The 14,027-nt window shown below is 67.1% G+C and carries 10 protein-coding genes; 6 read left to right on the plus strand and 4 right to left on the minus strand.

Features of this window, described 5'->3' with window-relative positions:
- Positions 1-286: 286 nt before the first annotated feature.
- Complete coding sequence (locus QOL16_RS00925) at positions 287-898, minus strand: TetR/AcrR family transcriptional regulator (RefSeq protein ID WP_071246372.1); 612 nt, start codon at positions 896-898, stop codon at positions 287-289.
- Positions 899-952: 54 nt separating this feature from the next.
- On the opposite strand from QOL16_RS00925, the gene QOL16_RS00930 reads away from it, so the two are divergent.
- Together QOL16_RS00930 and QOL16_RS00935 are read left to right on the plus strand one after the other, a co-directional pair.
- A complete protein-coding gene (locus tag QOL16_RS00930) occupies positions 953-1,750 on the plus strand; it encodes an SDR family NAD(P)-dependent oxidoreductase (RefSeq protein WP_071282727.1) in 798 nt (265 codons plus the stop codon).
- A complete protein-coding gene (locus tag QOL16_RS00935; RefSeq protein ID WP_071282729.1) occupies positions 1,750-2,682 on the plus strand; it encodes an SDR family NAD(P)-dependent oxidoreductase in 933 nt (310 codons plus the stop codon). The genes QOL16_RS00930 and QOL16_RS00935 overlap by 1 nt, the downstream gene beginning before the upstream one ends.
- A 263-nt stretch (positions 2,683-2,945) precedes the next feature.
- Here QOL16_RS00935 and QOL16_RS00940 read toward each other — a convergent pair whose 3' ends face one another.
- Together QOL16_RS00940 and QOL16_RS00945 are read right to left on the minus strand one after the other, a co-directional pair.
- The gene (locus QOL16_RS00940) at positions 2,946-5,903 is read right to left on the minus strand and encodes a CBM35 domain-containing protein (RefSeq protein ID WP_217637610.1); all 2,958 of its coding nucleotides are present in this window, start codon (positions 5,901-5,903) and stop codon (positions 2,946-2,948) included.
- Positions 5,904-6,026: 123 nt separating this feature from the next.
- Entirely contained in the window at positions 6,027-7,037 is a 1,011-nt protein-coding gene (locus QOL16_RS00945) for a LacI family DNA-binding transcriptional regulator (RefSeq protein WP_083394918.1), read from the minus strand.
- Positions 7,038-7,171: 134 nt separating this feature from the next.
- Between QOL16_RS00945 and QOL16_RS00950 the strand changes: the two genes are divergently transcribed.
- From QOL16_RS00950 to QOL16_RS00965, 4 genes are all read left to right on the plus strand, one after another.
- Entirely contained in the window at positions 7,172-8,884 is a 1,713-nt protein-coding gene (locus tag QOL16_RS00950; protein WP_071282734.1) for an alpha-amylase family glycosyl hydrolase, read from the plus strand.
- A gap of 32 nt (positions 8,885-8,916) precedes the next feature.
- Positions 8,917-10,284, plus strand: a complete 1,368-nt coding sequence (locus QOL16_RS00955) for an ABC transporter substrate-binding protein (RefSeq protein ID WP_071282736.1) — start codon at positions 8,917-8,919, stop codon at positions 10,282-10,284.
- A 1-nt stretch (position 10,285) separates the two neighbouring features.
- Positions 10,286-11,254 (plus strand): carbohydrate ABC transporter permease, encoded by a 969-nt coding sequence (locus QOL16_RS00960; protein ID WP_175473041.1) that lies wholly within the window; start codon positions 10,286-10,288, stop codon positions 11,252-11,254.
- 113 nt (positions 11,255-11,367) lie between these two features.
- On the plus strand, positions 11,368-12,252 hold the full coding sequence (locus QOL16_RS00965) for a carbohydrate ABC transporter permease (RefSeq protein WP_071246359.1): 885 nt from the start codon (positions 11,368-11,370) through the stop codon (positions 12,250-12,252).
- 311 nt (positions 12,253-12,563) lie between these two features.
- On the opposite strand, the gene QOL16_RS00970 is transcribed toward QOL16_RS00965, so the two are convergent.
- Positions 12,564-13,514 (minus strand): NAD(P)-binding domain-containing protein, encoded by a 951-nt coding sequence (locus tag QOL16_RS00970; protein WP_071246357.1) that lies wholly within the window; start codon positions 13,512-13,514, stop codon positions 12,564-12,566.
- Positions 13,515-14,027 lie beyond the last annotated feature (513 nt).

Below are 14,027 nucleotides of genomic sequence, written 5' to 3' on the forward strand. Positions count from 1 at the left end.
GACAGGCGCAAGACGCTCGGCACGGTGAGAACGGCCGCGCGAGACCGGCCATTCCTCTCAGGCGCAGCTCTCGAGGCATGGCGAGACCCCGTCCGACCAGCGTCGTCGACGGACAGATTCACCCCGTCAATCTGATCGGCGACGGAGTCCGCGAATGAACCATGCGCGGTCAGTCACAAGATCGACTGACACACACACCGTTCCTTTTCCACGGCGGCACCCTTTGAGCACGAAAGCAGCAAGAGGATCGTTACCCCGGCTCGGAGTATCGGAAGTAATGGCGGGGTCAGCGTTCGTGGGCGACCTTGTGCAGGACGTCGAGCGCGGCATCGATGGCGGCTTCTAGGGGCCAGGGTGATCTCTCCGGCTGGCTCAAGATGAGACCCCCTTGGAGGGCGGCGAGGATGGCGACGGCGATCCGTTGCGGGTCGGCATCGGATTCGACCTCGCCGGCGCTCTGCATCTTGGCAACCCCGGAGGCAAGCGACAGCCGCCAGTTCGTCATGCTGTCCGTGATGATCTGAGCCAATTCGGGATCTGTCATGGCTGCCTGTGTCGCCATTGAACCGATCGGGCAGGCCCACCGGCCAAGCCCGATGTAGTAATCGACCAAGGCATCGCGCCAGGCGTGCCACGACTCCCAGCTCGAGAGGTCGTCGATGTACGGTTTCTGCGCAGCGAGGAGCTCGCCGCCCTCCCAGATGGCGACTTCACGGACGAGTTCAGCTTTGCCGCCGGGGAAGTAGTGGAAGAGCTGGCTCTTGCTCGTGAGCGTCGCCGCACGGACGGTGTCAAGAGTGGTGCCGCCGATGCCGGAAGCGAGAATCTCCCGACCCGTCGCCTCGATGATGCGCTGGCGAGTAGCGCGACCGCGTTCCGTGATGTTGGCCCCTTGCATGAGTTCAGCGTACGCCGCTGGACCATGCGGTCCAGTCCGTGGTAGGACTGGGCCATGCAGTCCAACGAAGAAGAACTCGTCTCTCTGGTATCCGATGACCGACTCTCCGGTCAGACCGCACTCGTCACCGGCTCGAGCAGCGGTATCGGCGAAGCGATCGCCCGAGTACTCGCCGCGTCCGGTGCCCATGTCATCGTCAACGGTCGCGATGCCGAGCGCACGCAGGCTGTCGTCACCACGATCGAACGTGCGGGCGGCAAAGCGTCACCGCTCGTCGCCGATCTCGGTACATCGGCCTCCGATGTCCGCCGGTTCGCCGCTGAAGCCTCGGCCCTCGCCGGTGGCCAGATCGACATCCTGGTGAACAACGCCGGGATCTACCCGGCGACCGCGACCGCCGATCTCGCTGACGACGACCTCGACGCGGTCCTCGCCATCAACATCCGTGCCCCACACGTCCTCGTGGCGGCCCTCGCGCCAGCCATGGCGGAGCGCGGCCGCGGATCGATCGTCAACATCGGATCGTGGATGGCCCGAGTCGGCCTGCCCTTCGGAGCCATGTACACCGGGTCGAAGGCGGCACTCGAGCAGATGACGCGCACCTGGGCGGCCGAATACGGGCCTCAAGGGGTTCACGTGAACACGATCGCTCCCGGGGCCACGAGCACTCCCGGCAACGCTGAGAGCGAAGAAGTTCTCGCGGCGATGACTGCCGTGACAGTCGCAGGGCGCCCGGTACGGCCCGTCGATATCGCCTACGCCGTCCGGTTCGCTGTCTCGGACGAGGCCTCGTTCCTCCACGGCACGATCATCGACGTCGACGGCGGAATCGCCAACACGCGGCTCGGCTGATGCCCGACCTGCGAGAACCGTTCGGAGCCGAGTCGACCGCACTCGAAGTCATCGACGGAATCGACCTTCACCACAGAACAGCAGTCGTAACCGGTGCAGGATCCGGCATCGGTATTGAAACGGCCCGTGCCCTGGCTGCGGCCGGTGCAGCGGTCACCCTCGCCGTCCGCGACGTCGCGACAGGGGACCGAGTCGCGGCAGACATCCGTGCGAGCACTGGCAACGACGCCGTCCGTGCTGCGTTCGTCGACTTGGCCGATGTTGGATCCGTCCGATCGTTCGCGAGCTCGTGGTCGGGACCACTCCACCTGCTGGTGAACAACGCCGGCGTCATGGACCTACCCGAGCAGCGGACCCCCGAGGGCTGGGAGATGCATTTCGCCGTAAATCACCTCGGCCATTTCGCCCTCGCGCAAGGTCTGCACCCGGCGATGCGCTCGGCCGGTGGTGCGAAGATCGTGTCGCTGAGTTCCAGTGGGCACGCATCCTCGGGCATCCGATTCGACGATCTGTTCTTCGACAGAGACCCCTACGACCCGGGTCTCGCCTACGGGCAATCCAAGACAGCGAATGTGCTCTTCGCCCTGGAGGCGACCCGACGGTGGGAAGACGACGGAATCGCAGGATCAGCGGTCATGCCCGGCGGCATCTGGACCAACCTGCAACGCCACTGGGACCCTGCCGTGCTTATAGGCATGAAGCGGCGGTACCGCACCAAAACCGTCCAGCAAGGTGCTGCGACGAGCGTCTACGTCGCAACGCGCGCTGAACTGGGGCCAGGGACTCCCGCCTACTACGAGGACTGCCATCCGGCCAAGGTCGTCGCAGCGATCCAGGGAGGAGTCCACGGAGTTCTCCCGCACGCACTGGACCCCGTTGCAGCAGATTGGCTCTGGGACGCATCGGAACGGCTGCTCGCACAGTCGCGGTAGCTGCCGAGGAATCGGCGGTTCCAAGGGGTCGTTGGAACGGGTAGTTGGTTCGAGTCCGAGAGCAACCGTTCGAAAGCTTCTGCCGGGGTCTGGCGGGCAGTGCGGTGCGGAGTAGTCCGTCGAGTTTCGGTCGGAGTGGTCGATCTGGGCCACGTTCACCGCGCGGCTGCGCCCGCATTCATCCGCTGCCGGGTCGCACGGCGGCGGCTCCGGCCCCCACGCGTGAGCGCTGGAGGACCGGAGCCGCCGGGAGTCGAATCAGGTCAGAACCCGCTGTTGCCCGCCCCTCGCACCAGCGTGTACCCGGTTTCGTTCAGGAGCCCACCGGAGGTCGCACCAGTGACGCTGGTGTTCGACACTGCAGCGCTGCCGGCCGCGTTCAGGTCGAACCCGTACGTGCCCGCACCACTGATCGTGACCTTGTCGAAGGACAGGTTCGAGATCGTCTTCTGATAGCTGAGCAGCACCGCTTGGTAGGTGCTGTCGGTGATCGTCATGTCCGTCACGACGATAGGGGTGGTGATCTCCGCGGTGTCGGCGTAGATCCAGAGCGCGCCGAGGTTTGTGGCCCAGTTCGGTTCGCGGCTGCCGGTCCGGACGAGGGTGTTGCGGGCGATGGTGGTCGTGCCGGCGAGCGGCACCGGGTTGAATCGTGTGCCGACGGCGATGCCCGAGGCGCTCGTCACGGTGTCGCTGACGATCGAGTCCGTCGCCGAGTTCCGCGTGCCGCCGTAGATGCCGATGCCGTTGGCGAGCACGGGGACCTGGACGGTGTCGAACCGGAAGGCCGAGTCGGTGACGGGCGCTCCGTCGGAGAACATCGCGAGTGCGTCGTCGCCGGTGTTCCGGACGACGGTCTGCTCGACGACGGCGTTCACGACATTGGCGTGCAGGTTGACGCCGTCCGCGAAGGTGTCGCGGATGCGCAGTCCGACGACGTCGAGACCGTTCGTGCCCGAGTCTGCCCAGAGTCCGACCTTGGTGTGCTCGATCCAGATGTCCTGCAGGAGCGAGCCGGTTCCGAAGTTGCCTTCGAGGGCGGCGTCGAAGGCCGCGTCGTCGCGGTACCGGACGTCTCCGAGGATCGAGAGGTTCGCGATCGTGACGTTGCTGCCCGTGGCGAAGAACCCGCCCTTGCCGCTGGTGCCCTGAACGTTGGAGTACCACTCGCCTGCGCCAAGGATCGTGACGCCCTGAACGTTGATGCGCGAGGTGATCCGGAAGGTGCCAGTCGGGATCCACACTGGCATGCCCTGCGCCTTGGCAGCGGCGACGGCGTTCGTGATCGCGGTGGTCGAGTCTGATCCGTCCGACTTCGCGCCGTAGCTCGTGATGCTCAGGGCACCGGTCGGGGCGGTCAGCGCGTCGGGCACGGTCTCGGCGTCGATGAGGTCGATCGTGTACGAGGCGGCCGTGGATGACGCGTCTTTCTGCAGGGTGAGGACGGTGCCCTTCGGGAACGATCCGATCTGGACGCGGGTGTCGTCGTAGAAGCGGTGCGCTCCGCCGCCGGACGGGTTGTTGTTGTACGGGTAGGCGCCGTAGACCCAGCTGTAGACGGAGCTGAGGGTCACGTCCTTGACTTTGGTGCCGTTGGCGTAGAGGGCGAGCGGCGCGGTCTGTCCGGCGCCGTTAGCGGTGTCCGGGATCGAGGCGCGGATCGTGAGCGCGTTCGCCGGCTGCGTCAGGGTCACGGAGACCTTCTGCCCGGTCTGGTCGAGGCGCACTGCGCGACGGCCACTCGACTCGGCCTGGATGGTGCCGAACGTGCGATCGGCGGCGAGGACGGTACCGGTCGTGGTCCCAGCCTCCGCTTCGTACTCGGTGTACGGAACGGTGGCTCCGCGGACCGCGAGCGTACCGACTCCGGCGACGTCGAGGCTGTCGATCGCGACGTCGCTGCCGGCGGTGGTCGCGGCGAGCTGGACGGTGTTGATCCCGGCCGTGAACGGCAGGCTCGCGGTTGCGGTCCGCCATCCAGAGCCGGAGGTGAGGGCGATCGTGCCCGCCGCTCGGCCATTGACGGTCAGCGCGAGGGTACGTGTCGTGCCGCTGGTGTTCTGGAAACGGAGGGTGGTTGTGGCTGTCCCGGCCGTGGGCATCGTCAGGGTGCGGATGATCCGGGCGCCGGCGGTTCCGAAGCCGTTCACGGCGCCGGTGCCGGTGTACCCAGTGGTACTCGTGGTGACGGTGGCGCCGCCCGAGCGGAAGGCCGACTCGGCGTCGGCGGGCGACGCGGCCGACCCGCCAGATCCGGGTGAACCCGGATCTGTCGGCGTCGAGGTCGTCGCGACGGTGAGCGCGTCGATGTTCACATTCCCGGTGTCGGCGGTGCCGAAACGGTAGGCGATCGTGTGGTTGCCGGCCGCGAGTGACACGGCCGTGGTGATGGTGCCCCATGTGTTCCAGTCGGTCGTGGCGGGGAGGCTGATCTGCTGTGCGGCGCCTCCGTCAACGACGAGCGAGAGCGTCTTCGCGGACCCGGTGCCATTCGCGTACCGGAGCGTCAAATCCGTGCTCCCCGCGCCCGCCCTGGACACCGCGAACGCGACCTGCGCGGCGCCCTTGTTGCCGTCGGTGAACCCGCTGGCGAACCCGGAGCCGGTGAACCCGGTGTGGTCCGTGCCGACGACCACACCCCCGGTGAGCGTGGCGGACTCCGCCTCGAACTGCGGTCCGGTGGAAGAACCTGCGCCGGTCGTCGCCGGGGTGAGGTCGAGGGCGTCGAGGTTGACGTTGCCGGTGTCGCCGGACCCGAACGAGACCGTGATGGTGTGCGTCCCAGCGGTGAGCGTGCTCGTGAGCGTGGCTGCGGCCCAGGTGTTCCAGTTGGCGGTGGCAGGCAGGGACACCTGCTGCACGGCGCCGGAGTCAATCCGGAACGACAGGGTCTTTGCCGACCCATTGCCGTTCGCGTAGCGGATCGCGAACGTCTCGCTGCCCGCTGCTGCTGCAGTGACCCGGAATGCCGTGGCGGCGGAGCCCTTGTTGTCGTCGGTGTACCCACCAACGAACCCGGCACCGCTGTACCCGGTGTGGTCTGAGGTGGAGACGGCGCCGCCGGAAAGGCTCGCAGACTCGGCTTCGTAGCGAGTGGTGGTGGCGGCTGCCGCGGGGGCTGCGACGCCGAGACTCAGGGCCAACGCTGAGGCAGCGGCGACGGCTCCGGCGAGCGATCCGGCGAGTGCTCGGCCGACTGTGGTGGTGGGGGGTCTGCGCACGGTGCTTTTCCGTTCAATCAGGACCGCGTCGTTGCGGTTGAGCGCTAAACTAAACGGGCTGGAACCATTTCCGCAAGACCCACGCCAGAGCAGACCGCAGGGTCGGCAGCAACGCCCCGGATGTCAGGGCCGAGCGGTCGACTCTCGCACCACGAGCTCGACAGGGATCACGACCGGGTCTCCCGGGGCGCCGCCGCCGCGCACCTCGTCGAGCAGCATGCTCGCTGCGATCGACCCCTTGGCCGCGACGTCCTGCCGCACAGTGGTGAGCTTCGGCGTGACGTAGTGCGCCACGTCGATGTCGTCGAACCCGACAACCGAGACATTCCCCGGGACCGATCGTCCGCTCTGACGGATACCTTCCATGAACCCCACGGCCAGGATGTCCGCGGTCGCGAACACCGCTGTGACAGCCGGGTGCGACGTCGCGAGCGAGCGCCCGCCCTCGACCCCGAACTCCCACGTCGGGTCGACGGCGATCCGGTCGGCCGGGCCCCATTCCACGCCGGCGTCGGCGTGCGCCTGCAGGAACCCCTCGAAGCGCTGCCGGACCAGGCCGACGTCGGAGAACTTCGGGCCCGCGAACGCGATCCGCCGGTGCCCGAGCGACAGCAGGTGGGCGGCGGCCAGGCGTCCGCCCTCATGGTCGTCCGAGCGCACCCCGGTGGTCCGTGGGTTCGACGAGTAGCTGTCGAGCGCGAGGATCGGCGTGCCGTCGGTCGGCCGGAAATCGTCGACCTCCTCGTCGAGGAAACCGAGCACCACGGCGCCGTCGAGGTTCCAGGACCGGAGGGCGACGTCGACCTCCGCCTTCTCGCTCACCCCGCGGAACAGCAGGTGGTACCCGCGATCGCGCAGCTGACGCTCGAGGAACCCGAACACTGCGACGTTGTGCGGACTGAGTACGAGGATGTCGTGCTCGGACGAAGGCACGAGCAGACCGATGAGCCGCGAGGACTTGGCGGCGAGGCTCCGTGCGGACGCGTTCGTCACGTATCCGCGGCGGTCAACAATTGCTCGAATACGTTCGATGGTGCCGGTGGACACCTTGTCGTGGTTGCCGTTGACGACGTTCGAGACCGTCATGAGGCTGACGCCGGCCTCGGCGGCGATGTCCTTCAGGGTGACGGGCACGGGCAGTTCGATCCTGTTTCGGGTGGGAGTTGACATCGAAGATCGGAGCACCATATTGTCACTCCAGCGCCAAGTATAGCGCTAAACCAAATCCGGTCGAGGCGACGTCGCCCGACCGTCGGAAGGACCGGACGATGACGCTCAGCCCGACCCGTGACTCCGAGGTCACGCCCGGTGGACCCGCCGCGGCCCGCACTGGCCTGGAGGCACGAGCCGCCTCCACGCCGGTCACGGACCGAGAGTGGTGGCGTACCGCTGCGATCTACCAGGTCTACGTCCGCAGCTTCGCCGATGGCAACGGCGACGGCATCGGTGATCTCGCCGGCGTCCGGTCCCGCCTCGGATACCTCGCGAGTCTCGGGATCGACGCGATCTGGTTCACCCCGTGGTACCGGTCGCCCCTTGCAGATGGAGGGTACGACGTCGAGGACTACCGTGCGATCCACCCCGACTTCGGGACGGTCGCCGAGGCCGAGGCGCTGATCAGCGAGGCCGCGGCGCTCGGCATCAGGTCCATCGTCGACGTCGTGCCGAACCACGTCTCCGACCAGCACGCGTGGTTCCGCGAGGCCCTCGCCAGCGAACCCGGCAGCGACGCTCGGGCGCGGTTCTGGTTCCGCGACGGCAAGGGGCCGAACGGTGACCTCCCCCCGGGGAACTGGCCGTCGAGCTTCTCGGGCAGCACGTGGACGCGCACCATGAACCCCGACGGGACTCCGGGGCAGTGGTACCTGCACCTCTTCACACCCGAGCAGCCCGACCTGAACTGGGGCCATCCCGATGTCCGCCGGGAACACGAGGACGTCCTGCGCTTCTGGTTCGACCGCGGCGTTGCCGGTGTCCGGATCGACTCGGCTGCCCTCGTGGCGAAGGACCCGGAGCTCCCGGAGATCGACGGTGAGTACGCCGCAGGGCAGCACCCGAACCTCGACCGCGACGACCTGCACGAGATCTACCGCGGGTGGCGCACCATCGCCGAGGACTACAGCGGTGTGCTCGTCGGGGAGATCTGGCTCGCGGACCTCGAGCGGTTCGCACTGTACCTCCGGCCCGACGAGATCCACATGGCGTTCAACTTCGACTTCATGTCGCGTCCCTGGGGCGCCGATGGGTTCCGTGCCGCGATCGCGGAGACGCTCGCCGCGCACGAGCCGGTCGGGGCCCCGGCGACCTGGGTTCTCTCGAACCATGACGTCACCCGCCCGGTGACCCGGTTCGGGCGGGCGGACAGCGCCTTCGCGTTCGATGCGAAGCGGTTCGGAACACTGAGCGACCTCGTCGTGGGCGCCCGCCGTGCACGTGCTGCTGCGATGCTCGTCGCCGCACTCCCTGGTGCGCTGTACGTCTACCAGGGGGACGAGCTCGGCCTGCCCGAAGTCGAGGACATTCCGCTCGACCGCCTCGAGGACCCGATGCACTTCCGGTCCGGCGGTGTCGACCCCGGCCGTGATGGCTGCCGGGTCCCGATTCCGTGGACGAACGATGCCGCCAATGCAGGGTTCAGCCCTGACGGAACAGATGCCGCGCCCTGGCTCCCGCAGCCCGCGGACTGGGCGAGGTACTCGGTGACCGCGCAGCAGGACGACCCGACGTCAACGCTCACGCTGTACCGCCGGATGCTCGAACTCCGCCGGGGCGACGACCTCCAGCACGGCGCGTTCTCTTGGCAGGATGACACGTCCGACGTGATCGCGTTCCGCCGGGGCGCACTGCTCCACCTCACGAACTGCGGGACGACCAATGTGCCGCTGCCCGACGACGCCGACGTCGTGCTCGCCAGCGGCCCCCTCACCGACCACACCCTCCCCCCGGACACGAGCGTCTGGCTCGCCGTCCACTCCGTCTGAACCCGAACACCCCGACACAAGAGGACCCGACGATGAAGTCACGTAGCAGGATCGCGTTTGCCGCGATCGCCACCACCGCAGCCATTGGCCTGCTCGCCGGGTGCAGCACCGGCTCGGACGCCAGCTCCGACGGGAAGACGAAGATCGTCGTCGCCGTCGACGCTGGCCTCGAGAAGCCCGCCAAGGTCGCCTTCCAAAACCAGGTGAAGGCGTTCGAGAAGGCGAACCCGAAGATCACGGTGACGAGCCGTGAGTACACGTGGACTGGTACGACGTTCGCCGCCGAGCTCGCCGGCGGCACTCTGCCGGACGTGTTCACTATCCCGTTCACGGACGGTAAGTCGCTCATCCAGCAGAACCAGATCGCGGACATCTCCGGCCTGGTCTCGAAGCTGCCGTACGCGGAGAAGTTCAACCCGAATGTCGTGAAGAACGGCGAGAACGCGGACGGCGACATCGAAGCCCTCCCGATCGCGGCGTACGGCCAGGCGCTGCACTACAACCGCGACCTGTTCACCCAGGCCGGACTGGACCCTGACTCCCCGCCGACCACGTGGGCCGAGGTGCGCGCCGACGCGAAGCAGATCGCGGACAAGACCGGCAAAGCCGGCTACGCGACGATGACGCAGGGCAACACGGGCGGCTGGATCCTCACGTCCCTCGCCTATGCGATGGGCGGCCGTGCGGAGACCGGAACCGGTGCGAAGACGAAGGCGACGGTGGACAGCGCAGCGTTCGAGAAGGCCCTGACGCTGATGAAGGACATGCGGTGGAAGGACGACTCCATGGGCGGCAACTTCCTCTACGACTGGAACGCCATCAACCAGGCCTTCGCCTCCGGTCAGGTCGGCATGTACGTCTCCGGCGGCGGCAACTACGGCTCGCTCATCTCGCAGAACCAGATCGACCCCAAGTCGTACGGTGAGACGGTCGTGCCGCTCAGCGGGAAGGACGCCGGAGCCCTCGGCGGCGGGACCCTTGCCGCGGTCAGCGCCAAGTCGACCGCCGAGCAGCAGGCGGCAGCGGTCAAGTGGATCGACTTCTACTACATGCAGAAGCTCTTCACGAAGGCTGACGCCCAGCGCGACGCGAAGACCCTCGCCGCCTCCGACCAGCCGGTCGGCGCCCCGCAGGTGCCGGTGTTCGACAAGGCGACCTACGACAAGACCCTCGAGTGGACGAAGGAGTGGATCAACGTCCCGCTCGACCAGATGAAGCCGTACACCGAGCAGCAGTTCGACCAGACGATCGTCCCGGAGCCGGCGAAGAACACGCAGGAGCTCTACGGCCTGCTCGACCCGGTGGTCCAGGCTGTCCTCACGGACAATTCCGCGGACCCGGCCAAGCTGCTGTCGGACGCGCAGACGCAGATCCAGGCCAAGCTCGATTCGGCCAAGTGAGATGACGACCAACGCAACCGGGTTGCAGGACCCGGGCCGAGCCTCCCGTCCGGACCGTGACGGTCCTCGGGACCGGCGGCGCACTCCTGCGACCTGGTTGCGTCGGGGTGGGCTCTCGACGCTCGTCTTCGCCCTCCCGCTGATCCTCGTCTTCGGACTGTTCTCATGGTGGCCCATCGTCCGCGCGACGGTGATGTCCTTCCAGCAGACGAACCTGGTGACCGCGCCGACGTTCGTCGGTTGGGACAACTTCGTCAACGTTCTGCACGACCCGCTTCTGCCGACGGCCATGGGCAACACCGTGTGGTTCGCGGTGCTGGCCCTGGTGTTCGGCTACCCGCTGCCGCTCGTGATGGCGGTGCTCATGAGCGAGCTCCGCCGGGCCAAGGGCTTCTTCAGCGCCCTGGTGTACCTGCCGGTGGTCGTGCCGCCGGTGGTCGCGGTGTTGCTCTGGAAGTTCTTCTATGACGGCTCCGCGACCGGGGTGTTCAACACGATCCTGGGGTTCGTCGGCATCCCGCCGCAGCCGTGGCTGCAGAACGCCGGGACGGCGATGCCGTCTTTGGTGCTCGAGGCGACGTGGGCAGCGGCTGGCGGCACCGTGATCATCTACTTGGCGGCGCTGCTGTCGGTACCGCCGGAGCTCTACGACGCCGCCGAGGTGGACGGCGCCCGTGTCTGGCGGAAGATCTGGCACGTCACGCTGCCGCAGTTGCGCGGCGTGTTGTTCGTGACGCTCATCCTGCAGGTGATCGGGACCGCGCAGGTGTTCCTTGAGCCTTACCTGTTCACTGGAGGCGGGCCGAACAACTCCACCACCACGATCCTGCTGATGATTTACGACTACGCGTTCGCCAACTCGACCGGCGGCGACTACGGTTCGGCGACGGCGCTCAGCATCATGCTCGCGGTCGTGCTCGCGGCGCTCAGCATCCTGTACTTCCGACTCACGAAGAAGTGGAGCGTCTGATGACCTCGACGGTTCCCTCCGCCCCGGTCCTCGGCTCCGACGACCCCGCCGGCGCGAGCGTCGCACCAGTGCGACGGAGCCCCCGGCGGCCCGTTCGCCTCTCGTCCGGGCAGATGGACAGCACAACGCGCGGGATCGTCGCCCGTGCCGACCGCGGTCGACGGTCGGTTCGGGCGTCGCTGTTCTCGCTGAACGGGCTCCTGCTCATCGGCCTGGTCGGTCTCGGACTCGGGCCGATGCTCTGGCTCGCGAAGTCCGCGATCACGCCGACCCAGGACACGCTCCGGACGCCGCTCGCGCTGTTCCCGAACGGGGTTGACTGGGCGAACGTCTCCGCGGCGTGGAACGACGTCCACATCAGCCTGTACTTCGGGAACACGCTCGTTCTGGCGGTCGGGGCCTGGGTGATGCAGATCCTGGTCGCCACGACCGGCGGCTACGTGCTCTCGATCCTGCGGCCGGCGTACTCCCGCGTGCTCGAGGGCATGGTGCTCTCAACCCTGTTCATCCCGTCCGTGGTGCTCCTGGTCCCCCTCTACCTGACGATCCTGCACCCGCCGGTGATCGGAACGTCGCTGATCAACACGTACTGGGCGGTCTGGCTGCCGGCCGGGGCGAACGCCTTCAACATCTTGCTCGTCAAGCGGTTCTTCGACGCCCTCCCGCGTGAGGTCTTCGAGGCCGCGTCGACCGACGGCGCCGGACCCTTCCGGATGTTCTGGTCGATGGTGCTCCCGATGTCGAAGCCGATCCTCGGAGTGGTGTCCGTATTCGCGGTCATCAACTCGTGGAAGGACTTCCTCTGGCCGTTGCTCGTCCTACCGAACCCGGCAATGCAGCCGCTGTCGGTGCGGTTGCCGAGCATCCAGTCCACGACCGAGCTCGACGTCTTCCTGGCGGCGCTGGCGATCTCAACGCTCATCCCGGTGGTGCTGTTCCTCGGGTTCCAGCGGATGTTCCTCAACTCGGCAGGGCTCGGCGGGGCGGTCAAGGGCTGACGCGACCGCCGAGCGTCGGATGCGGCCCGGTGACGGGCTGGAGGCGCGCACCGGCGGGTTCCGCGCCTCCACGGTGGAACGAGGCGACCTTGGGGTCGCTGACGCCATCGATTGCTGACATGTGGACCGCCGCCGGTTCCTCACGTGCTGATAGCGGCACAAGCGGCACTGCAGCCGAGCTCAGGTTTCGTCTTTCGAGCGCTGGAAGGTCTCGGGGTGCGGTCAGGAGTGAGCGTCCGCGCGGGGACAAGTCGGGGCGGCCGGAGCGGAGCAATCCGCTCCGGCGCGCCAGGTCAGTATCTGTTTTTGGGTCAGGAGTGGGCGGTACCGAGAGCGATGTCGCGCGCGTCTCGGAGGACGGCGGCGCTGTGATGGAGTCCGGCGAGCTCCTCGTCGGTGAACCGGGGCAGGATCGTCCGCACAACGCCTCCGGCGCCGAGGATCGAGGGCAGTGCCAACGTGACGTCGTAGTCGGACTGGTAGGAAGCGACGGGGAAGACCGCGTTCTCGTCCGTGACGATCGCTTCGGCGAGGCGCCCAACGACGGCGCCGATGCCGTGTTGGCTCGCGCCGATGCCCTCGATGATGGTGATGTTGCCGAAACGGACATCGGACTCGATCTGGTTCTGGATCGCTTTCGGCACGCCCCCGAGCCGGCGGAATTCGTCCAAGACAGGTGCGCCGCCGACGGTTGCGGTGGACCACAGCACCACGCTTGAGGTGCCGTGCTCTCCCACGACGCTTGCCTGCACGTCCCGGGCATGTACCCCGAGGTGCAACGCGATGTGATGACGAAGGCGCAACGAGTCGATGACGGTTCCCGCAGACACGATGTTCGTCGTCGGCGCCAACGCCCGGGCAAGATCCGCCAGCGGGTCGGGCGGATCTGTCACGACGAGCAGCGTCGCCTCCGGGGCCGCATGCGTCGCGGCCGGGATCATTTCCCGATACGCCTTCGCGTTCACTGGAATCAGATTGAGCCGTCCCTTCGGGTCGTTGCGATCCGTCGCGCCCCCGTTCTTCTCGTTCACTCCTGCGGTCACGATCACCAGAGACGCACCCTCAAGTTGGTCGTAGCCGCCTGCCCGGACGCTCGACAGAGACGACAACGCTGCAACATAGGTCATGTCCTCCGCCAGACCCGCAGCTTTCTTCTCGTCCCGGTCGACGATCACGACGTCGGGGCTGACCCCGCCTGTTCGGACCAGAGCCGAGATGGTAGCGGCACCGACAGAGCCAGCCCCAATGACACCAATTTTCATCAAAATCTCCTCAACGCCTCGATGTTTCAAAAGATACGCGAATGCTGTTGCGCTGGTTCCTGCCGTGGTTCGGATGGTCGACCGGGAACGTCGTTGAGGCGGGGCACTTGCTCGGGGTGCACCGAGAGACGTGCTGTTCGAGAGAGGCCGGCGCCAGCCTGAACGTGTACACAAGCACCCGCTTCCAGACACTTGTTTGGGCCGGGAAGTGGTGGGTGGGGTGTACTTACGCAGCAGTCCGGCGGCAGGGGCGCGAACCAGGCCCGCTGCAGCCGCTGAACTAGGCCTAAAAGTACGCATGCTGGGCGCAGCTAGAGACGACGTTACCGGACGGACGTTGTCTGGTGGAAGCGCTTCAAGCCGCGGGTGTCGACGTTCCCGGCATCGACCACGCCAGCTCTCCAAGGCGTACTGCGCTCGTCACGGTTCACGGTTCACGGTTCACGGTTCACGGTAGAGGAGACGATCAGTTCGCCCTCGGCGCGAGCGCAAGCAACAATGTTGGATTCGACT

It is taken from the genome of Curtobacterium sp. MCBA15_004, from assembly GCF_001865055.2.
In the GTDB taxonomy this organism is placed as follows: domain Bacteria; phylum Actinomycetota; class Actinomycetes; order Actinomycetales; family Microbacteriaceae; genus Curtobacterium.